Origin of the sequence: Microbacterium sp. 77mftsu3.1 (assembly GCF_900100525.1) — a bacterium.
GTDB lineage: Bacteria > Actinomycetota > Actinomycetes > Actinomycetales > Microbacteriaceae > Microbacterium > Microbacterium aquilitoris.
This window is the reverse complement of sequence record NZ_FNCR01000002.1, coordinates 138,183-156,738: the sequence shown is the minus strand read 5'-3', so window position 1 is coordinate 156,738 and position 18,556 is coordinate 138,183. Positions and strand designations below refer to the sequence as shown.

Genomic DNA, 18,556 nt, shown 5'->3' with positions numbered 1-18,556 from the left:
TCTACCTGCCAGCCCTGTTTCAGCCTGCGCTGGCTAAACTCCGATCGTGACCGCCTCCTCGCCCACGGAGCACCAGACCCGACGCACTCGTCGGAACCGTCCTCGTCCACGCACCACCGTCCTGAGCGTCGTCGGTGAGATCCTGCTGACGCTCGGTGTCGTGACCCTCCTCTACGTCACGTGGCACACCTGGATCGGTGACGCGATCGTGCAGGGCGAACAGCATGCGGCCGCGCAGGCGCTGGCTGATCAGTGGGCCGCCGAGGGTGACCCGACCCCCGACGCCTCGGCCCCCTCGACGCCGGCGCCGGACGACCCGGCGGCGATCCCGATCCTGGGAGATCAGAAGCACGCCGAGGTGTTCGGCATCATGAAGGTGCCGCGCTTCGGCAAGGACTGGCAGTTCAAGATCGCCTCCGGCATCTCGCGCCCCGACATCCTCGACCGCGGTGAGATCGGGCATTACCCCGACACCGCCATGCCCGGGGCGGAGGGCAACACGGTCTACGCCGCGCACCGCTGGACCTCGGGTGCGCCGTTCGATCCGATCGACCGGCTCGTCATCGGCGACGCCATCGTCATCCAGACCAAGGCCGGCTGGTACACGTACCGCTTCCGGTCCCTCGAATACGTGCAGGACACCCAGATCCAGGTGCTCCTGCCTGTCCCCAACAAAGAAGGCGTCGCCGCGAACGGTCGTTACCTGACGCTCACGAGCTGCGCGCCGAAGCTGAACTCCCTGGAGCGCATCATCGCCTACGCCGTCTTCGACGAGTTCACTCCCGCGGCCGCCGGTCCGCCGGCCGCGCTGACCGCCGGGGTGGGTGCCTGATGTACGCGGCATTGTGGCGCGTGCTCCCGGGTCCGTGGTGGGTACGGGTGCTGATCCTGCTGGTCCTCGCGGCCATCATCTTGTATCTGCTCTACTTCTACGTCTTCCCCTGGGTGTTCCAGACGGTGTGGCCCAGCGAGGAGTCCACCGTCGGCGGCGGCGGGTGAGCGGCGGCATCCGGGTACTGGTCGTCGACAACCACGACAGTTTCGTCCACACCCTGATCGGCTACCTCGCAGAGCTCGGGGCCGAGGTCGACATGGTCGAGTCGGATGCCGCCGATGCCGTCGACCGCGTCGGTGCAGCCGACGCCGTGCTCATCTCTCCCGGTCCCGGTACCCCCGAGGGTGCGGGCGCGTCGATCGCCATCGTGGAGCGGTGCGCGAGCACGGCCACCCCGCTCCTCGGGGTGTGCCTGGGACACCAGGCGATCGCGGTCGCCTTGGGCGGGGTCGTCTCGCACGCGGCCGATCTGATGCACGGGCGGACGTCGCTCGTGCACCACGACGGTTCCGGTGTCTTCTCGGGTCTGCCGCGGCCGTTCACCGCCACTCGGTACCACTCGCTCGCCGTGGCGCGCGAGTCGCTGCCCGTCGATCTGCGGGTCACGGCGTGGACCGACTCCGGCACCGTCATGGGCCTGGCCCATCGGTCACTGCCGGTCGAGGGGGTGCAGTTCCACCCCGAGAGCGTCCTCACCGAAGGCGGTTACCAGCTGCTCGGTACCTGGCTGGAGGGCGTCGGACTGCCGGATGCCGCGCGTCGGGGTGCGAGCTTGAGCCCGCATCGGGCGGTCGGCTGAGCCTGAGCGGTCAGCCGCTGCAGGTCGTGAGGGTGATCTCGGACCCGACCGGCACCTCGCCGATCGCGGACTGCACCTTCACCATCCGCGGGTCGGTCGCGGGGCACGACGGATCCTCCTGCACCACCGGATCGAGGTTGTACTGGTCGGACTCGAGGATCTCGACGGCCTTGTCGACCGTGTAGTTGAGCGCGAAGTCCTCGACGGTGACCGTGCCGGTGGCGACGACCAGGTCGACCGCGCTCCCCTTCGGGATCTCCTGCCCGTCGGTCACCGCGGCGCCGTTCACAGACCCGCTGATCACAACGTCGGCCGCCAGCCGCGGATCGTTGCGCCGGGTGATCGAGCCGAGCTTCAGGCCGGCCTGCTCGAGCGAGGAGGTGACCTCCGAGACGGTGAGATTCGCGAGCGCGGGGACGGCTGCCTTCTCGACGCCCTGCGACACGTAGACCGTCACCTGCTCGCCGGGTGCGACCGTGGTCCCTGCAACGGGATCGGTGCGGACGACGGCGCCTTCGGGCACGTCGGCGCTCGTCTCGTCGACCTGCTGCGGAACGAGTTTGGCCTTGTCGATCACCTGCTCCGCGCGGTCCCAGGTCATGGTGACGACGTCGGGCACCGTCAGGGCGTTGGGCGTGACCGTGCCCTCGTCGGGTCGGAGCGTGTTCACCCAGATGAAGACGGAGACCAGCAGCACCGCGAGCATCGCGATGCCCGCCCACACCCACGCGACCGGCGGTCCCGACTGGGTGCGGCGCATCGTGTCGTCGCTCGTGAGCTGACGCAGCGACCGCGCCGTCTCGGCGGCCTGCTTCGGATCGGGGCCGTAGAGCTCGTTGCTGAGCGACTCGACGCGGCGCTTGCTCGGAGCCTTGCGTCCGGTCGCGGCCGCAAGGGCGTCGCGGAACGCGACGGCCGTCTGCGGACGCTGGAACGGATCCTTCGCGAGCGCGCGGAGCACCAGGGCGTCGAGCGAGCGCGGGACGGTGTCGACCAGCTCGGACGGCGGAACCGGAGCCTCGGAGACGTGCTGGTACGCGACGGCGATCGGGTTCTCGCCGCGGAACGGCGGCTGCCCGGTGAGCAGCTCGTACAGGACGATCCCCGCCGAGTAGATGTCTGCGCGGGCGTCGACCGGGTCGCCCTTGGCCATCTCGGGCGAGAAGTACGACGCGGTCCCGATGATCGCCGTGGTCTCGGCGACCGTCGACGACGAGTCCGACACCGCGCGCGCGATGCCGAAGTCCATGACCTTCACCTGACCGGCATCCGTCACCATGACGTTGCCGGGTTTGATGTCGCGGTGGACGACGCCGGCGCGATGCGAGTACTCGAGCGCCTCGAGGATGCCGTCGGTGTACCGCAGCGCGTCCTCGAGCGGAACCGGGCCGTCGCTGATGATGTCCTTCAGCAGGTGCCCGGTGACGAGCTCCATGACGATGTACGGCTCGGGATGCGGCTGGCCCGCGGCATCCATCCTCGTCTCCTCGCCGGCGTCGTAGACACGGACGATCGCGGGGTGCGACATGCGCGACGCCGACTGCGCCTCGAGCCGGAACCGCGTGCGGAAGGCGCTGTCTGCGGCCAGGTCGGCCGCGAGGATCTTGATGGCGACCGGACGACCGAGGGTCAGGTCCTGTCCGCGGTACACGGAAGCCATGCCACCCCGGCCGATGAGGTCATCGACTCGGTAGCGGCCCGACAGCACGCGTGACGTAACGGACACTTCACTCCCCGGAATGGAACCCGGACAGCCTATCCGACCGTGTTCGAAAGCCTGCTGAATGCGGTCGTGATCAGCCGTCGCTGCCGTTGCCGCCGCCGTCGCCACCGTCAGCGGGAGGGGTCTCTTCCTGAGCGGGGACGATGGATGCCGCAGCCTCCGACGACTCTCCCGAGACCCGCTCGGTGCCCTCGCCGTTGCAGGTGACGTTGTAGGTGACCGAAAGGGCCTGACTGTTCGTGCCGACGACGACCTCCTGCGGACGGTCGCCGATCGCGAAGCTCGCGGTCGACTCGCCGTTCTTCTGGAAGACGCCCCCCGAGAGGGTCATCGTGTAGCTCGTGGCCTGCGGTGCGCCGGCGGGGCAGGTGTAGCTGTCCCACATGATCCGCACGGTCGACCCGGCGGTGACGGTTCCGTCGTCGTTGCCGCCCTGGATGCTCGGCGCTGCGGGCGTCTCCATCTGGGCCGTCTTGTCGTAGTACAGCAGGGTGATCTCACGATCGAACTGCACGTTGCCCGTGGGGTTGATGCTGTAGACCGTTCCGACCTGGTCGTCGGTGTTCGCCTGGTCGCCGCGCTCGCAGACGACGTTGGCGAATCCGTTGTCGTTGAGGATCTGCCTCGCGTCTTCGCACGCCTTGCCCTCGATGTCGAAGGACTCGGGATCGGCCGAGGTCGGCGCCGCGGGCGTCGACGGCGGCGGTGAGGACGGCGGCGGGCTGGAGACCGGGGCCGGGCTGCTGGGCGGCGGCGTGGTCGGTCCCGTCTCGCCGGTCGGCTGGAAGAGGGTGACGAGGGCACCGATCAGCACGACGGCCAGCAGGACGATGAGGGCCACGAGGGGCCAGGTCCACGGGCTGCGCTTCTTCTTGGCGGGCTGCGAGCGAGCGGGCTGCTCGGTCGCGAGGGCGGCCGTCCCGGTCCCGACGCCTGCCGCTGCGCCGACGCCGGCGGCTGCTCCGGCCGCTCCGGCCGCGCCCGCAGAGGGGAGCAGGCGGGTCGTCGCGTCGGTGCCGTTGTTGGACGTCAGGAGCTGCGTGAAGGCATCCGGTGACACGGCGCCGGCGATCGCCGGAACGATTGCGGCCGCGCCGGCGACATCGCCGCGGCGGAGTGCACCTGCAGCGCGGGCGACGGCCGAGGTCGACGCCGGACGCTCGTCGGGCTTCTTCGCGATCATGCTCATCACGAAGCGCTGTACGGGCTCCGAGATCGTGTCGGGAAGCGGCGGCGGGGTGTCGTTGATCTGCGCCATCGCGATCGCGACCTGCGATTCGCCCGTGAATGGCCGTCGGCCGGCCAGCAGCTCGTACGCGACGATGCCGAGCGAGTAGATGTCGGTCGAGGGGGATGCCGCGTGACCCGACGCCTGCTCGGGCGAGAGGTACTGGACCGTGCCCATGACCTGACCGGTCGCGGTGAGGGGCACCTGATCGGCGATGCGCGCGATGCCGAAGTCGGTGATCTTCACGCGACCGTCGGGAGTGATGAGCAGGTTGCCGGGCTTGATGTCGCGGTGGACGAGGCCTGCGGCGTGGGCGGCCTGGAGCGCCGAGGCGGTCTGCGCGACGATGTCGAGCGTCTTGTCGGTCGACAGCGCGCCCTCGCGCTCGAGGATCGTCGACAGGGCTTCGCCGGGGACGAGTTCCATCACGAGGAACGCGGAGCCGTTCTCCTCGCCGTAATCGAACACGCTGGCGATGCCCTCGTGGTTGACGAGCGCGGCGTGGCGGGCCTCGGCGCGGAAACGCTCGAGGAACCCGGGGTCGCCCATGTACTCGTCTTTGAGGATCTTGATGGCGACGGTACGCCCGATGACGTGGTCGGTGGCCTCCCAGACCTCGCCCATGCCGCCGATCGCGATCCGCGAAGCCAGTTCGTACCGTCCGCCGAAGCTCACACCCTGCGTCGGTCTCATTCGCTCAGCACCGCCTCAATCACTTTCTTCGCGATCGGGGCCGCGATCCCGTTGCTCGTTCCGTTCTGGCCGAGCCCACCACCGTTCTCCACCATCACCGTGACGACCACCTTGGGGTCCTCCGCGGGGGCGAAACCGGTGAACCACAGCGTGTACGGGTCCCCCGGATCGTGCTCCGCCGTTCCGGTCTTCCCGGCGACGTCGACTCCGTCTATTCTCGCACCCGACGCGGCGCCGTTTTTGACATTGCCGATCATCAGCTGCGTCATCGTCTGGGCCACCTCGGGCGACACGGCCCGGCCGAACTCGGTGTCGGCGGGCTCGTCCTGAACCGTCAGGTCCGACGCGACGACGCGGTCGACCATGCGCGGGTTCATGACGACGCCGTCGTTCGCGATCCCCGCGGCGACCATGGCCATCTGCAGCGGCGTCGCGCGGACATCCGTCTGGCCGATGCCGCTCAGCGCGGTCTGCGGCTCATCGAAGCCCTCACGGTAGCGGGACGCGGTCACGTCGAGCGGGATCTCGAAGGCCGAGTTGAACCCGAACTTCTGCGCCTGCTCCCGGATCGCGTCAGTGCCGAGCTCAAGCGCGAGCTCGGCCATGGGGATGTTGCAGCTGAGCCGCAGAGCTGTCTCGAGCGTCGTCTTCTCGCCCGGACCGCACGTGCCGCGATCGAAGTTGTGCAGGACGTTCGTCGTTCCGGGGAGCGTGAAGGTGGCGGGGTTGTCGAACGTCGAGTCCGGCGTGTACTTGCCCGACGCGAGCGCCGCCGAGGCGACCACGAGCTTGAACGTCGACCCGGGGGGCTCGGTCTCGCGCGTCACCCGGTTGGTGAGGGGACGCAGCGGGTCGGCCTGCAGCTTCTGATCCGCCGCGTTCACGGACGAGCTGTTGTGCGAGGCGAGCAGGTTCGTGTCGTAGCTGGGGCTCGTGGCCATCGCGAGGATGCGACCGGTGTCGGGCTCCATCGCGACGACCGCGCCCTCGAGACCGTCGAGCGCGTCGTAGGCGACCTTCTGAACCTTCGGGTCGAGCGAGAGGAGGACGTTCGATCCGCGCGCCGGCTGACCGCTGACGATCTGGTCGAGACGGGTCAGGAACTGCTGGCTTCCCGTTCCGGCGAGGGCCGCGTTCATGGCGTACTCCATGCCCGTCGACGAGCGGAGGACGGGGTTGATGAACCCCGTCACGGGCGCCCACATCTCGGCATCCGGGTACGTCCGGATCCAGCTGTAGACGTCGTCGCTCGGCTTCGACGAGGCGATCGCCGTGCTGCCCGCGTAGACCGTGCCGCGCTGCACCTCGTACGAGTCGTACAGGGTGCGGCGGTTCTCCCGGTTCTCGTTGAGCTGACCGGCGAGGGCCACCTGGATGACACTCGTCGCCGCGAACAGGCTGAGGAACATGAAGAGCACGACGACGCTCAGTCGGCGGAGTTGCTTGGTCATCCGATCACCACCCGGGGCCTGGAGCGAACCGCATCCGAGATCCGGAGGAGGATCGCGATGATGAGGAAGTTCGCGATGAGCGACGAACCGCCCGCCGCGAGGAACGGCATGGTCAGACCCGTGAGCGGGATGACGCGGGTGACACCGCCGACCATGATGAACACCTGCAGGGCGAGCGTGAACGAGAGCCCGGTCGCGAGGAGCTTGCCGAAGTCGTCCTGGCCGGCGATGCCGATGCGGATGCCGCGGCTCACGAACACCATGTAGAGCGCGAGGATCGCGAACACACCGACGAGGCCGAGCTCTTCACCGAGGCTCGGCAGGATGTAGTCGTTGTGCGCGAGCGGCGTCAGGTCGGGGCGGCCGAGGCCCCACCCGGTGCCGATCAGCCCGCCGTGCGCGAGACCGAAGATGCCCGAGACGAGCTGGTAGCTGCTGCCGTTGATGTAGTCGGGGTTGAACGCGTCGAGCCAGTTCGAGAAGCGCGAGCCGACGTAGGGCAGGATCCGCGATGCGACGATCGCGCCGCCTGCTGCGAGGAGGACCCCGAGGATCGCCCAGCTGGCCTTGCCCGTCGCGACGTAGAGCATCGCGATGAACATCCCGAAGATCAGGATGCCGGTGCCCAGGTCGCGCTGCAGGACGATGATCCCGAGCGAGACCCCCCAGATGATCAGCAGGGGGCCGAGCTGGCGGGCCTTCGGCCAGGTGATCCCGAGGAACTTCGTGCCGACGGAGCTGAGCGCCTCGCGGGTGCGCACGAGGTACCCCGCGAAGAAGACGGCGAGGCAGATCTTCGCGAGTTCACCGGGCTGGAACGAGAAGACGCCGCCGATCGACACCCAGACGTCCGCGCCGGCCTTGATGCCGAGCCCCGGCACGAAGGGCAGGAGGAGCAGCAGGATGCCGCTCAGGCCGAACACGTAGGTGTAGCGGAAGAGGACGCGGTAGTTGCGGAGGAAGACGACGATGAGGATCGCGCCGGCGATCGCGATGGCCGCCCACACGAGCTGACGGAAACCGAGCGAACCCCAGCCCGCGCGGTCTTCGGCGATGTCGAGGCGGTAGATCATCGCGATGCCGAGACCGGTCAGCAGGGTCGCGATGGGCAGGACGAACGGGTCCGCGTCGCGCGCGCAGATCCGGGTGACGATGTGCATGGCGAAGGCGAGTCCGGCCAGGCCGCCGCAGTACGAGAGGAACGTCGGGTCGATCTGGTCGCGGGTGCCCAGCTGGACGAGGATGACCGCGACGGTCGTCACGACGATGGCGAACAGGAGCAGCCCCAGCTCGCGGTTGCGCTGGGTGGCCGGCATCCGCAGTTTGCGCAGTGCCTTGATGACCGTGGTGTCGGTCTCTACCGAGGCTGTCATGGGGTCCCCTGGCGGAGGTTGTCGACGATCGCCTGCGCGTCGGCGAGGGATCGTGCGGAGATGGTCTGCTCGACCGACTGCCGCTCGAGGGCGTCCAGGTCGGCGAGGAGGATGTTCGTGTCCTCGTACGGTGTCGACAGTGAGATCGGGCCGATGTCCTGCTGGATGCCCCGGTAGATCACGACGCTGTCGTCGTCGGCGCCGATGAAGTACCGCGTCTGCGTCCAGGCGTAGCCGGCGAACACACCGGCGGCGATGACCGCGATGATCGCGAGGAAGCCGACGAACCACCAGACGCGACGGCGCCGGGCACGACGGCGGTCCTCCTCGATGAGTTCCTCGAGGTACTCCGCCGCCGGCTCGAAGTGGCTCGGCTCGTTGGCCGCCTGGCGCCCGGTCTGGAACCAGCCGGTGCGCGCCGGTCGCGCGACGGGGATCTCGATGCCCTTCGGCGTCGCGGCGGAACCGACGATCGTCGCGGTCCCGCTGTACATCGGATGCCGCCCGCCCACGTCCACGAGGACGATCGTGACGTTGTCGGGGGCACCGGCATCCAACGCCAGCTTCAAGAGCATGTCGGCGGTGCGGCCGGGGGCGAGGTCCTGCCGGAGGACCTTGGCGGTCTGCGCATCGTCGACGACGCCGCAGAGACCGTCGGAGCAGATCAGCCAGCGGTCGCCGGGCTGGGTCTGCATGATGAAGGCGTCGACCTCGGGGTCGGTGCCCATGTCGCCGAGGACGCGCATGAGGACGGAGCGCCGCGGGTGGTACCGCGCTTCTTCGGGCGTGATGCGTCCCGAGTCGACGAGACGCTGCACGAAGGTGTGGTCCGTCGTGATCTGAGTGAGCACGCCGTCGCGGAAGAGGTAGACGCGCGAGTCGCCGATGTGGGCGATGACGGCGTACTCGTCGACCATGAGGACGGCGCTGACCGTCGTTCCCATACCGGCCAGCTCGGGACGCTCGGCGACCGTGTCGACGAGGACGTGCGCCGCATCCACGATCGACTCGCGGAGTTCGCGCTCGGCCTCGGCCGGAGTCGGGAAGCCGTGGTCGAGGCCTTCGAGGTGGTGGACGGCGATGCTCGAGGCGATGTCGCCACCGGCGTGGCCGCCCATGCCGTCGGCGACGACGAACAGGTTCGAGCCGGAGAAGCCCGAGTCCTGATTATTGGACCGGACCTTCCCGGTATGGGAGATCGCGGCGCTCGAACCCTCGAAGACCATCGGTGCGGGCCGTTACTTCCGCAGCTCGAACGTCGTTGCGCCGACCTTGATGGGCGCTCCGACGATCACGGGGACGGGAGAGGCGACGCGCTCGCCGTCGTGCCAGGTGCCGTTGGTGGAATCGAGGTCCTGCACCATCCACTGCTCGCCCCAGAGGACGAGGCGCGCGTGGTGGCTCGAGGTGTAGTCGTCGCGGATGACGAGACCCGATTCGCTCGATCGGCCGATCGTCAGGGGCTCGTCGCCGAGGGGGAGTTCGAGCCCGGCCTTCGGACCGCTCGTGATGACGATGCGGGAGACGGTGCTGCGGGTGGCCTTCTGCGGCCCGCTCGGGGCGGCCGGGCGATTGGTGATCGGCGAGACGATCGACGTCTCGGCGTTGGCCGGCGCTGTCGCCACGGGGCCGGGCGCGGCGGCGACGGGCTCGGGCATCTTGCGGACCTTGACGCCGAACAGGTCGGCGCGCAGCGAGTAGACCACCGCGAAGACGAAGAACCACAGCAGGATCAGGAACCCGATCTGCAGCAGAAGGAGTGTCAGTTCACTCATGCCTGGCCTCCGATGTCGAACATGCGGGTCGCGGGATCCTGCGGCCGCGGCGGGATGCGGGAGGCCTGCGCGACGACGCGGAAGGTGATGCGCGTGCGCCCGATGGTGACGACGGAATCCGGCTCGAGGGCCGCCTCCGAGACCTTCACTCCGTTGAGCTGCGTTCCGTTGGTGGAGCCGAGATCGCGGACCATGGCGCGACGGCCGTCCCAGAGGATCTCGACGTGCCGGCGGCTCGTGCCGGCGTCGGAGATCGTGATGTCGGCATCCGTCCCCCGGCCGATGACCGTGCGGCTGGCTGTGAGGGTGTGCGCGGTGCCGTCGATCTCGACGACGCCGTGCCACGAGACGTCGTCGACGCTCGCGGAGGCGGAGTCGACGCGGACCGTACCGGTGCTGAGCGACTCGTCGGGGTTGATCCGCAGCGACACGGGCCCGGCGAAACTGTACTGCTGGCTTTTCGCGTGGGCTTCGACGAGCTGCAGCAGCTCGTCGTGCAGCGCGCGACCCAGCGTCCCCATGCGTTCGTGGTCCGCCGGCGCGAGCCGGACGACCAGCGTGTTGGGAACGAGGATGCGGTCTCGCGAGACGACGGCGGCCTTCGCGTCGAGCTCGGCCCGCAGTGCCGAGGCGATCTCGACAGGCTGCACACCGCTGCGGAAGGTCTTGGCGAACGCACCGTTCACGGCGCGCTCGATTCCCTTCTCGAAGCTGTCAAGTAGTCCCACGGGGCTCCTCAGGCAGTCTGGACCGGTGCTCACATGCTAGTTGTCGACCCTGGCAGGGTCTGGGGAACAAGGCTGCGGCTGTTTCTCCGGCGGGCTCGCGCCATGATATCCTCGGAAAGTTGATCCCGTGGCGACACGGGTTCGCGCGAGTGGCGGAATAGGCAGACGCGCTGGCTTCAGGTGCCAGTGCCCGAAAGGGCGTGGGGGTTCAACTCCCCCCTCGCGCACAGACAGTGCGACACGAAGCCGGTCGGTGATGCGAACCCCGACCGGCTTCGTCGTTCGCGCCGCTGGGTCAGGCGGGCGCGTCGCCCAACTGGTCGCCCATCGCGACGGTGCTGCGGCGGATCTCGAGGTAGATGTCACGGACGCTGCCTGAGGCGCCGAGCTCGGCACGACGGGCCCACTCGTCGAAGGCCAGCCGGACGATGAAGAAGACGATCCCGATGGCTGCACGGGCGGTGAGGATGTCGGGATCCGAGCCGGCGGCATCCACGGCGACTCCGGTCAGAGCGTCCACCTGTTCGGCTTCGGTACGGAGCGCGAGCGCGAGCAGGGTCGGCTCGTGGCCTATGAGGCGGCGGATGCGCAGCGCGCGCTCGTGCTCGTCCGGTCGGGAGTCGAATAGGGCGATCTGCGCGAGCCAGCTGCTCTCGAGTGCCTGCAGCAGCGGTGTGCCGCTGCTGATCGCCTCGCTCACCGCGGTCAGCATCGACTCCGATTCCTCGGGCGTGGGGAGGACAGCCGCCTCTTTGGTCGCGAAGTAGCGGAAGAACGTCCGGGGTGAGGTGCCGGCGCGGCGCGCGATGTCGTCGACGGTCGTCCCGCCGACGCCGTGCTTCTCGAACAGGTCGATCGCCGCATCCGACAATTCGCGCTGCGTCTCGCGGCGACGCCGCTCGCGGAGACCTCCGGGGGCAGGCTCCTCACCCGTCGCGTCGCCGCGGGAATACCCGTTCATCCGATCATTGTTGCACTGATCGTCAAATATGCACTGACCGCCAAAATGGCAGTGAGTGTCACATATGATGGACCAGGACGACCCGTCCCCCCCGACCTCGAAAGCGCCCCATGACCCTCAGTGACTCCCGCCCCGACACGGCGCCCTCCCCGACGATCTCCGCAGCCCCCGCGAAGACCGGACCAGTCATCGCGCTCCTCGTCGTCGCGGCCTTCGTCGTCATCCTCAACGAGACGATCATGGGCGTCGCGTTGCCGAGCCTGATGGTCGACCTCGACATCACGGCGGCCACCGCGCAGTGGCTGACGACAGGCTTCCTTCTCACGATGGCGGTCGTCATCCCGCTGACCGGGACGCTCCTCGCACGCTTCACCGTGCGCCAGGTGTTCTTCACCGCGATGACGCTTTTCGCGATCGGCACGCTCATCGCGGCCCTGGCGCCCGGGTTCGGGATGCTGCTGGTCGGCCGCATCGTCCAGGCGTCGGGCACCGCGATCATGATGCCGCTGCTCTTCACCACGGTCCTCAACGTGGTGCCTCCGACGCACCGCGGGCGGATGATGGGCGTCATCAGTATCGTGATCGCCGTCGCACCGGCGATCGGCCCCACCGTCTCGGGGCTCATCCTGTCGGCGTTGGACTGGCGGTGGATGTTCTGGCTGGTCCTTCCGATCGCGCTCGTCGCCATCGCCCTCGGCGCGCTGTGGGTGCGCAACGTCACCGAGACGAGGGACGCGCGTTTCGACATCCTGTCCGTCGTCCTGTCGGCGCTGGGCTTCGGCGGTCTCATCTTCGGACTCAGCTCCATCGGCGAGTCGGCTTCGGGTCACACCCCGGTTCCCGTGTGGATCCCGATGATCGTCGGCGCGGCATCGCTCATCGCGTTCGTCGTCCGTCAGCTGGTGTTGCAGAGGACGGATGCCGCTCTCCTCGACCTGCGGACCTTCCGGTCGCGCTCGTTCAGCCTCGCTGTCGTCCTCGTCATCGTGGTCATGTCGGCGCTCTTCGGCTCGCTGATCCTGCTGCCCATCTACCTGCAGCAGGTCCTCTCGCTCGACACGCTGACCGTCGGACTCATGCTGTTGCCCGGCGGCGTGCTGATGGGCATCATCGCTCCCGTCGTCGGGTCGCTCTTCGACCGCTTCGGACCGCGGCCGCTGGTCCTTCCCGGCATGGTCGTCGGGGCGGCGGCGCTGTGGGGCATGACGACCTTCGGCGAAGGCACGTCGGTCTCCTGGATCATCGCGGTGCACATGGCTCTGAACCTGGGTCTCGGCTTCGTCTTCACGCCGCTGCTCACGTCGGCTCTGGGATCCCTTCCGCAGCGCTTGTACTCGCACGGCAGCGCAACGGTCAGCACCCTGCAGCAGGTCGCCGGCGCGGCCGGTACCGCCCTGTTCATCACCCTCATGTCGGTCGGTGGAGCTGCGGCGGCGGCATCCGGTGCCGATCCGGTCGGTGCCGTCGCATCGGGCGTGCACACCGCTTTCTTCGTCGGCGCGCTGGTCGCATCCGTGGCCGTCGTGCTGGCTGCCTTCGTGCGTAAGCCCGTCAGTGAGTCGCAGGCACAGGACGCCGTGCGCTGAGGAGGCTCCCGGGATCGCCCGGTTCCCTCTCACGCTCGGGCCCTCAGACGGTCATCCGTCGCGCGTAGGCTCTTGAGGTGAGTGCATCGCGTGGCCGGATCTGGACCGGGGTCATCCGTGTCGCGCCCTACGACCGCGATCACACGGTGGCGATCCGTGCCGCGATCAGCGTCGGCGTCCCCCTGCTCGTCCTCTGGGCGATGGGCCGGCTCGATCTCAGCATCTACGCGAGTTTCGGAGCCTTCGCCTCGCTCTACGGGCGCACCGATCCGATCGGCGATCGCGTCAGGATGCAGGCGGCCGCGGGCGCGGTCCTGGTCACCGCCATGCTCATCGGCACGGCCACGTCGGTCGCCCAGGTGGCGGCGCCGTGGGCGATCCTCGTCGTGTCGGCGGTCGCCTCGGTCGTCACCCTGCTCGCGTACTCGGCCCAGTGGCATCCGCCGGGGGCGCTGTTCATCGTGTTCGCCGCGGGGGCGACGGCATCCGTTCCCGCCAATGCCACACGGCTGGTCGACGTCCTCGCTGTGGGGCTCACCGCCGTGGTCTTCTCGATCCTCATCACGCTCGTGTACGAGGCCGTCTCGGCCCGAGGGCTTCCGCGCCTGGTGCGAACGAAGAACCGCATCGCCGTCGGCGCCGTGGCCACGGAGATGGCCGTCACGGTGGCGGTGGCGACGCTCCTCGGCGGGATCGCGGGGCTTCTGCTCCTGGATTTCCACTGGTATTGGGCGATGGTGGGGGCGGTCGCGGCGGTGAGCGGTCCGCACGTGAAGGCGCGCATCATCCGCGGACTGCAGCGGCTCATCGGAACCGGGCTCGGAGTTCTGGTCGCAGCAGCCATCCTCGCCCTGGGCGTGCCTCCCCTCGGGGTCATCCTGATCGCCGTCGGTCTGCAGGCGAGTGCCGAACTGTTCGTGGGTCGCAACTACGCGATCGCGATGATCTTCATCACGCCGCTCGCGCTGCTGATGGTCCAGCTCGCGGCACCGACCACTGTCGGCGTGCTGCTGAGCGACCGACTGGGGGAGACGCTCATCGGCATCGTTGCGGGAACAGCCGTCGCCGTCGTCTCGGCGTTCGTCCGGAGCCGTCGGGCGACCCGCTGATCTCGCGCCGGGCTCTACCCGGGCGCCTCCCACAGTTCGATCTCGAGTCCCTCCGGGTCGACGATCCGGACGAACCGGCCGTACTCCGTCTCCCACTCCGGGCGGGTTTGGACCGGGACCCCGGCGCCCTCCAGACGCGCGACGAGGGCGTCGAGCTCGCTCACCCGAAGATTCAGCATGAACGGCTGGTCCGCCCCGAAGTAGTCGCTGTCGGCGGAGAACGGCGCGAATACGGTCATCCCGGCATCCTGCTGCCAGACGGCTCCCTGGCCTTCGGCGCCGGCATCGATGCCGAGGTGTCGGCGATACCACTCCGCCCGTGCCTGCGGATGACGACTGCGGAAGAAGAGCCCGCCGATCCCTAGTACGCTCACGCGGCCGAGCATACTCACGCGCCCGGGGCCCGGTCCGCCCTGATAGCCCGGTCAGCCCTGATAACCGATGAGCCAGGCGACCCCGAAGCGGTCGGTCACGGTGCCGTCATGGTCGCCCCACGCGCGCAGCTGCAGCGGATCGATGACGCTGCCGCCGTCGGCGAGCGTCGCGAACCAGGTCTCGAGCTCGGCGGGCTCGGCGGTGCCCAGGAGAGAGAACATGACGCCGCGCAGTTCCAGCGGTGGATCGCCCGGCCCACCGTCGGCGGCGAACAGCTCGACGCGCCCGCTCAGCATCCCGTGCGCGATGAAGTCGCTCGGCCCGTCCTCCCGTCCGAAGTCTCCGAAGGTGTGCAGCACCAGGTCGCCGCCGAAGACCTCCTGATAGAAGGTGAGCGCATCGCGCGCGACGCCGGGGAAGTGGAGATACGGAGTGAGTCCGGTCATCCGGTCACGCTATTGGGCGGACCCGCCCTGCGGAAGCCCCGCCTCGACGCCATCGGTCCAGGTGAGCCATCCGCCGTCGAGGTTGCGGACGTCGTGACCGAGCTGCTGCAGGAGCCGGCTGGCCGTGTGACCTCGCTGGCCGACCCTGCAGTGGACGATGAGCGGCGCATCGGGGAGCTCGCCGTGCCGCTCGCGGAGCTCGTCGAGCGGGAGCAGGACCGAGCCGGGGATCGAGCCTGCATCGTGCTCGCCGGCCGTGCGGACGTCGACCACGACGGCGCCGGCGGCGCGGGCGGCATCCACCTCGTGCCACTGGATCGTGCGATCGGCGCCCGTCGCGAGGTTCTCGGCGACGTACCCGGCCATGTTGATCGCGTCCTTCGCCGACCCGTACTGCGGTGCGTAGGCGAGTTCGAGTTGGGTCAGAGCGGATGCCGTGAGCCCGGTCGTCATCGCGACGGCCAGGACGTCGAGCCGCTTGTCGACGCCGGCCCGCCCGATGATCTGAGCGCCGAGGAGGAGGTCGGTCTCGGGGTCGATGAGGAGCTTCATCGCCATCTGCTCCGCGCCGGGGTAGTAGGTCGCGTGAGAGAAGGGATGCGTGTGAACGACCCGATGCGGCCGGCCTGCCGCGACGAGTCGGCGTTCGCTCCAGCCGACGAGCCCGACGGTGAGACCGAGCACCCCGACGATGGTCGTGCCGAGGGCGGGAGTCACGGCCGGGGTGGGTGCGCCGGCGATGTCGTCGGCTGCGGCGCGCCCGTGGCGGTTCGCGAGACCCGCCATCGTGACGAGGGTCGCCTGCCCGTCGAGGTGATCGGTCTTCTCGACCGCGTCGCCGACGGCCCACACCCCGGGGACGCTCGTGCGATGTCGGTCGTCGACGGCGATGCCGCCCGTCGCCCCGAGCGCGATTCCGGCGGCCTCGGCGATTCGCACGTCGGGACGGACGCCGCGAGCGTCGACGACCAGATCGGCGGGCACCCGGGTGCCGTCGGAGAGCGTGACGGCCTCCATGTCGACGCTCGATACCGTGACACCGGTGCGGAGGTCGACGCCGGCGTCGACGAGTGCGCGATGGACGGGCGACACCATCTCGGGGTCGAGAGGGCTGAGCACCTGCCGTCCTCGCTGGACGAGCGTCACGTGCGCGCCGCGGGCGACGAGGTTCTCGACCGCCTCGATGCCGATGAACCCGGCCCCCGCGACGACCGCTCGAGGCGACGCGACATCGGCGAGGGCGTCGGTGATCGCGTCGACGTCTTCGACGCTGCGCAGGGTGACCACCGGCATCCCGTCACCGGGAAGGCGATCGACTGCCGTCGCACCCATCGCGAGGACGAGGTCGTCGAACGGTTCGATCCGCTCGTCGCCGGCGTCGAGGTCGCGAACGGTGACGGTCCGCGCGGCCACATCGATCGCGACGACCTCGTGGCGGACGTGGACCTGCAGCGCGGAGCGCGCGGCGAGGGATGCCGGTGTCTGCAGCAGCAGCGAGGAGCGATCCTCGATCACTCCGCCCACGTAATAGGGGAGTCCGCAGTTCGCGAAAGAGACGTAGGAGCCGCGCTCGAATACCACGATCTCGCGGTGTTCGTCGAGCCGGCGGAGTCGGGTCGCCGCGGACATGCCGGCGGCGACGCCACCGATGATGATGGTGCGCATACCTCTGACTATACCCCGGGGGGTATTACGACATGTCGCGGGCTTGTCATATTGGTCACCGATCGGTGTCCGGCGGGCAACGTTTGTGTCACCTTCCTACGGAGGGGGTGACTGTACAGGTTGCGGGGGCTAGGTTGGGGAAGGACCGGCGGACGTGTCGCCGGCAACAATCAGTAAGGCAGTTCATGAGCGTCAGCGGTACCGTCAAGTGGTTCAACTCGGAAAAGGGCTTCGGGTTCATCGCCCCCGATGAAGGCGGCGCCGACGTCTTCGCCCACTACTCAGCCATCGAATCTTCGGGCTACCGCTCGCTGGAAGAGAACCAGCGAGTCGAGTTCGACATCGCCCAGGGCCCCAAGGGCCTGCAGGCGGAGAACATTCGCCCCGTCTGAGGTTTTACACCTCAGCAGTGAGGAGCAGGCGGCGGAGTTCGGCCATCGTGTCGACCGCCGCCTGCGCCCCTTCACTCTCGTGGGGCCAACTAAAGCCCCACCGTACGAAAATGACGGGGACGCCGTTCGCGGCGGCCCCGTCGACGTCGTGATGGCGGTCTCCGATGAGGACCGGGCGGCTCGTGTCCGCCCCCGCCGCCTTCAGGCGGCGCAGTGCCTCGGCGACGATGTCCGCCTTCGTGGCGAGTGTCATCTCGTCCGGAGTCGCACCGGCCATGGCCTGCATGTGCTCTGACAGACCGAAGTGCTCCATGAGCGCGACTACCTGCACCTCGGGCTTCGAGCTCGCGGTCGCCTGCGCGATGCCGGCTGCCGCGACATCCGCGATCAGCTCCCCGACTCCCGGGTAGAGCTCCACGTTCGCGGTGTAGCCGTCGGCCTTGCCGAGAGCCCGGTAGTAGGCGACCGCCTCGGTGGCCTGTTCCGGCGTCATCCCGACGTTCTTCTGGAACGAGTCGTACATCGGCGGACCGATCCAGTGGACCAGTTCCGCGCGCGTCGGCGCCGCGTACCCGAAGTGGGTGAGGCAGCGATCGAGGCGGCTCAGGATGCCGACGGACGCGTCGACGATCGTGCCGTCCACGTCCCAGAGGATGCAGGACCAGGGGGAGCTCGTCGTCATGCGTCCAGCCTACGGGGACGGATGCCGCGGGTAGGCTCGTCGCCGTGCGTCTCGTCATCGCCCGCTGCTCCGTCGACTACACCGGTCGCCTGAACACGCATCTGCCCCCCGCCACCCGTCTCATCATGGTGAAGGCGGACGGTACGGTCGCGTTCCACCGCGACATCCAGCACCAACCGCTGAACTGGATGAGCCCGCCGTGCACCCTGACGGTGATCGAGCCCGGCGAGGACGACGTCGACGTCGTCGAGAAGTGGCGCGTCACCCACGCCAAGACCGGCGACGAGCTCACCATCCGCATCTACGAGGTGCTCCACGACTCGTCGCACGAACTCGGCGTCGATCCCGGTCTCGTGAAGGACGGGGTCGAGGCCGATCTGCAGCGGCTGCTCGCCGAGCAGGTCGGCGTGATCGGCGAGAACCTGACGCTCGTGCGACGCGAGTTCCCCACGGCGATCGGTCCGGTCGACCTCCTGCTGCGCAACCCCGAAGGCGGCACGATCGCGGTCGAGGTCAAGCGCCGCGGCGACATCGACGGTGTCGAGCAGCTGACGCGCTACCTCGAACTTCTCGGGCGCGACCCGCACCTCGCCCCTGTCACAGGGGTGTTCGCTGCGCAGGAGATCAAGCCGCAGGCGAAGGTCCTGGCGACCGATCGCGGCATCCGCTGCGTCACCCTGGACTACGACGAGATGAAGGGCATCGAGTCAGGCGCGCCCCGCCTCTTCTGATCCC

19 protein-coding genes and 1 tRNA gene are annotated in these 18,556 nt (G+C 68.9%); 8 read left to right on the top strand and 12 right to left on the bottom strand.

Annotated features, from left to right (window positions below):
* Positions 1 to 46: 46 nt before the first annotated feature.
* Genes BLR68_RS05635 through BLR68_RS05630 form a run of 3 tightly spaced genes read left to right on the top strand, consistent with a single transcriptional unit; the run spans position 47 to position 1,634 of the window.
* Positions 47 to 832, top strand: a complete 786-nt coding sequence (locus BLR68_RS05635) for a class E sortase (RefSeq protein ID WP_018187817.1) — start codon at positions 47 to 49, stop codon at positions 830 to 832.
* Positions 832 to 999 carry a hypothetical protein gene (locus tag BLR68_RS17695; RefSeq protein WP_020097610.1) on the top strand — a complete coding sequence of 56 codons (168 nt, stop codon included), beginning with the start codon at positions 832 to 834 and terminating at the stop codon, positions 997 to 999. Before BLR68_RS05635 ends, BLR68_RS17695 begins: the two co-directional genes overlap by 1 nt.
* Positions 996 to 1,634 (top strand): anthranilate synthase component II, encoded by a 639-nt coding sequence (locus tag BLR68_RS05630; RefSeq protein WP_018187819.1) that lies wholly within the window; start codon positions 996 to 998, stop codon positions 1,632 to 1,634. Before BLR68_RS17695 ends, BLR68_RS05630 begins: the two co-directional genes overlap by 4 nt.
* 10 nt (positions 1,635 to 1,644) lie before the next feature.
* On the opposite strand, the gene pknB is transcribed toward BLR68_RS05630, so the two are convergent.
* The 7 genes from pknB to BLR68_RS05595 form a co-directional block, all read right to left on the bottom strand.
* Positions 1,645 to 3,342, bottom strand: coding sequence for a Stk1 family PASTA domain-containing Ser/Thr kinase (gene pknB / locus BLR68_RS05625; RefSeq protein ID WP_018187820.1), 1,698 nt, complete (start codon positions 3,340 to 3,342; stop codon positions 1,645 to 1,647).
* Positions 3,343 to 3,430: 88 nt separating this feature from the next.
* Complete coding sequence (locus tag BLR68_RS05620) at positions 3,431 to 5,278, bottom strand: protein kinase domain-containing protein (RefSeq protein WP_081626461.1); 1,848 nt, start codon at positions 5,276 to 5,278, stop codon at positions 3,431 to 3,433.
* Positions 5,275 to 6,729: a peptidoglycan D,D-transpeptidase FtsI family protein gene (locus tag BLR68_RS05615; RefSeq protein ID WP_018187822.1), complete on the bottom strand. Its 1,455-nt coding sequence runs from the start codon at positions 6,727 to 6,729 to the stop codon at positions 5,275 to 5,277. The genes BLR68_RS05620 and BLR68_RS05615 overlap by 4 nt, the downstream gene beginning before the upstream one ends.
* Positions 6,726 to 8,102 (bottom strand): FtsW/RodA/SpoVE family cell cycle protein, encoded by a 1,377-nt coding sequence (locus BLR68_RS05610; RefSeq protein ID WP_018187823.1) that lies wholly within the window; start codon positions 8,100 to 8,102, stop codon positions 6,726 to 6,728. The genes BLR68_RS05615 and BLR68_RS05610 overlap by 4 nt, the downstream gene beginning before the upstream one ends.
* On the bottom strand, positions 8,099 to 9,328 hold the full coding sequence (locus BLR68_RS05605; protein WP_018187824.1) for a PP2C family protein-serine/threonine phosphatase: 1,230 nt from the start codon (positions 9,326 to 9,328) through the stop codon (positions 8,099 to 8,101). Before BLR68_RS05605 ends, BLR68_RS05610 begins: the two co-directional genes overlap by 4 nt.
* 12 nt (positions 9,329 to 9,340) lie before the next feature.
* Positions 9,341 to 9,877, bottom strand: a complete 537-nt coding sequence (locus tag BLR68_RS05600; protein ID WP_018187825.1) for an FHA domain-containing protein FhaB/FipA — start codon at positions 9,875 to 9,877, stop codon at positions 9,341 to 9,343.
* On the bottom strand, positions 9,874 to 10,605 hold the full coding sequence (locus BLR68_RS05595) for an FhaA domain-containing protein (RefSeq protein WP_018187826.1): 732 nt from the start codon (positions 10,603 to 10,605) through the stop codon (positions 9,874 to 9,876). The genes BLR68_RS05600 and BLR68_RS05595 overlap by 4 nt, the downstream gene beginning before the upstream one ends.
* 143 nt (positions 10,606 to 10,748) lie before the next feature.
* Here BLR68_RS05595 and BLR68_RS05590 point away from each other — a divergent pair.
* A tRNA-Leu gene (locus BLR68_RS05590) sits at positions 10,749 to 10,832 on the top strand.
* 68 nt (positions 10,833 to 10,900) lie between these two features.
* On the opposite strand, the gene BLR68_RS05585 is transcribed toward BLR68_RS05590, so the two are convergent.
* Positions 10,901 to 11,566, bottom strand: a complete 666-nt coding sequence (locus tag BLR68_RS05585) for a TetR family transcriptional regulator (RefSeq protein ID WP_018187827.1) — start codon at positions 11,564 to 11,566, stop codon at positions 10,901 to 10,903.
* Between the two features lie 110 nt (positions 11,567 to 11,676).
* On the opposite strand from BLR68_RS05585, the gene BLR68_RS05580 reads away from it, so the two are divergent.
* Together BLR68_RS05580 and BLR68_RS05575 are read left to right on the top strand one after the other, a co-directional pair.
* Positions 11,677 to 13,152, top strand: a complete 1,476-nt coding sequence (locus BLR68_RS05580) for a DHA2 family efflux MFS transporter permease subunit (protein WP_018187828.1) — start codon at positions 11,677 to 11,679, stop codon at positions 13,150 to 13,152.
* A gap of 77 nt (positions 13,153 to 13,229) precedes the next feature.
* Positions 13,230 to 14,261, top strand: a complete 1,032-nt coding sequence (locus tag BLR68_RS05575; protein WP_018187829.1) for an FUSC family protein — start codon at positions 13,230 to 13,232, stop codon at positions 14,259 to 14,261.
* Positions 14,262 to 14,275: 14 nt separating this feature from the next.
* On the opposite strand, the gene BLR68_RS05570 is transcribed toward BLR68_RS05575, so the two are convergent.
* The 3 genes from BLR68_RS05570 to BLR68_RS05560 are packed head-to-tail and all read right to left on the bottom strand — an operon-like array spanning position 14,276 to position 16,747.
* Positions 14,276 to 14,647, bottom strand: coding sequence for a VOC family protein (locus BLR68_RS05570; protein ID WP_018187830.1), 372 nt, complete (start codon positions 14,645 to 14,647; stop codon positions 14,276 to 14,278).
* Between the two features lie 39 nt (positions 14,648 to 14,686).
* Positions 14,687 to 15,082 carry a VOC family protein gene (locus tag BLR68_RS05565; protein WP_018187831.1) on the bottom strand — a complete coding sequence of 132 codons (396 nt, stop codon included), beginning with the start codon at positions 15,080 to 15,082 and terminating at the stop codon, positions 14,687 to 14,689.
* Positions 15,083 to 15,091: 9 nt separating this feature from the next.
* Complete coding sequence (locus BLR68_RS05560; RefSeq protein ID WP_018187832.1) at positions 15,092 to 16,747, bottom strand: FAD-dependent oxidoreductase; 1,656 nt, start codon at positions 16,745 to 16,747, stop codon at positions 15,092 to 15,094.
* Between the two features lie 185 nt (positions 16,748 to 16,932).
* Between BLR68_RS05560 and BLR68_RS05555 the strand changes: the two genes are divergently transcribed.
* Positions 16,933 to 17,139 carry a cold-shock protein gene (locus BLR68_RS05555; RefSeq protein ID WP_018187833.1) on the top strand — a complete coding sequence of 69 codons (207 nt, stop codon included), beginning with the start codon at positions 16,933 to 16,935 and terminating at the stop codon, positions 17,137 to 17,139.
* 4 nt (positions 17,140 to 17,143) lie between these two features.
* Here BLR68_RS05555 and BLR68_RS05550 read toward each other — a convergent pair whose 3' ends face one another.
* Positions 17,144 to 17,821 carry an HAD hydrolase-like protein gene (locus tag BLR68_RS05550; RefSeq protein ID WP_018187834.1) on the bottom strand — a complete coding sequence of 226 codons (678 nt, stop codon included), beginning with the start codon at positions 17,819 to 17,821 and terminating at the stop codon, positions 17,144 to 17,146.
* Between the two features lie 44 nt (positions 17,822 to 17,865).
* Here BLR68_RS05550 and nucS point away from each other — a divergent pair, with 44 nt between their 5' ends.
* Positions 17,866 to 18,552 carry an endonuclease NucS gene (gene nucS / locus BLR68_RS05545; RefSeq protein WP_018187835.1) on the top strand — a complete coding sequence of 229 codons (687 nt, stop codon included), beginning with the start codon at positions 17,866 to 17,868 and terminating at the stop codon, positions 18,550 to 18,552.
* Positions 18,553 to 18,556 lie beyond the last annotated feature (4 nt).

Excerpts from the sequence above, each read along its gene's own strand:
- BLR68_RS17695 (WP_020097610.1), top strand. The coding sequence starts at position 832 with ATGTACGCGGCATTGTGGCGCGTGCTCCCGGGTCCGTGGTGGGTACGG.
- BLR68_RS05620 (WP_081626461.1), bottom strand. The coding sequence starts at position 5,278 with ATGAGACCGACGCAGGGTGTGAGCTTCGGCGGACGGTACGAACTGGCT.
- BLR68_RS05615 (WP_018187822.1), bottom strand. The coding sequence starts at position 6,729 with ATGACCAAGCAACTCCGCCGACTGAGCGTCGTCGTGCTCTTCATGTTC.
- BLR68_RS05610 (WP_018187823.1), bottom strand. The coding sequence starts at position 8,102 with ATGACAGCCTCGGTAGAGACCGACACCACGGTCATCAAGGCACTGCGC.
- BLR68_RS05605 (WP_018187824.1), bottom strand. The coding sequence starts at position 9,328 with ATGGTCTTCGAGGGTTCGAGCGCCGCGATCTCCCATACCGGGAAGGTC.
- BLR68_RS05600 (WP_018187825.1), bottom strand. The coding sequence starts at position 9,877 with ATGAGTGAACTGACACTCCTTCTGCTGCAGATCGGGTTCCTGATCCTG.
- BLR68_RS05585 (WP_018187827.1), bottom strand. The coding sequence starts at position 11,566 with ATGAACGGGTATTCCCGCGGCGACGCGACGGGTGAGGAGCCTGCCCCC.
- BLR68_RS05580 (WP_018187828.1), top strand. The coding sequence starts at position 11,677 with ATGACCCTCAGTGACTCCCGCCCCGACACGGCGCCCTCCCCGACGATC.
- BLR68_RS05570 (WP_018187830.1), bottom strand. The coding sequence starts at position 14,647 with ATGCTCGGCCGCGTGAGCGTACTAGGGATCGGCGGGCTCTTCTTCCGC.
- BLR68_RS05565 (WP_018187831.1), bottom strand. The coding sequence starts at position 15,082 with ATGACCGGACTCACTCCGTATCTCCACTTCCCCGGCGTCGCGCGCGAT.
- BLR68_RS05560 (WP_018187832.1), bottom strand. The coding sequence starts at position 16,747 with ATGCGCACCATCATCATCGGTGGCGTCGCCGCCGGCATGTCCGCGGCG.
- BLR68_RS05555 (WP_018187833.1), top strand. The coding sequence starts at position 16,933 with ATGAGCGTCAGCGGTACCGTCAAGTGGTTCAACTCGGAAAAGGGCTTC.
- BLR68_RS05550 (WP_018187834.1), bottom strand. The coding sequence starts at position 17,821 with ATGACGACGAGCTCCCCCTGGTCCTGCATCCTCTGGGACGTGGACGGC.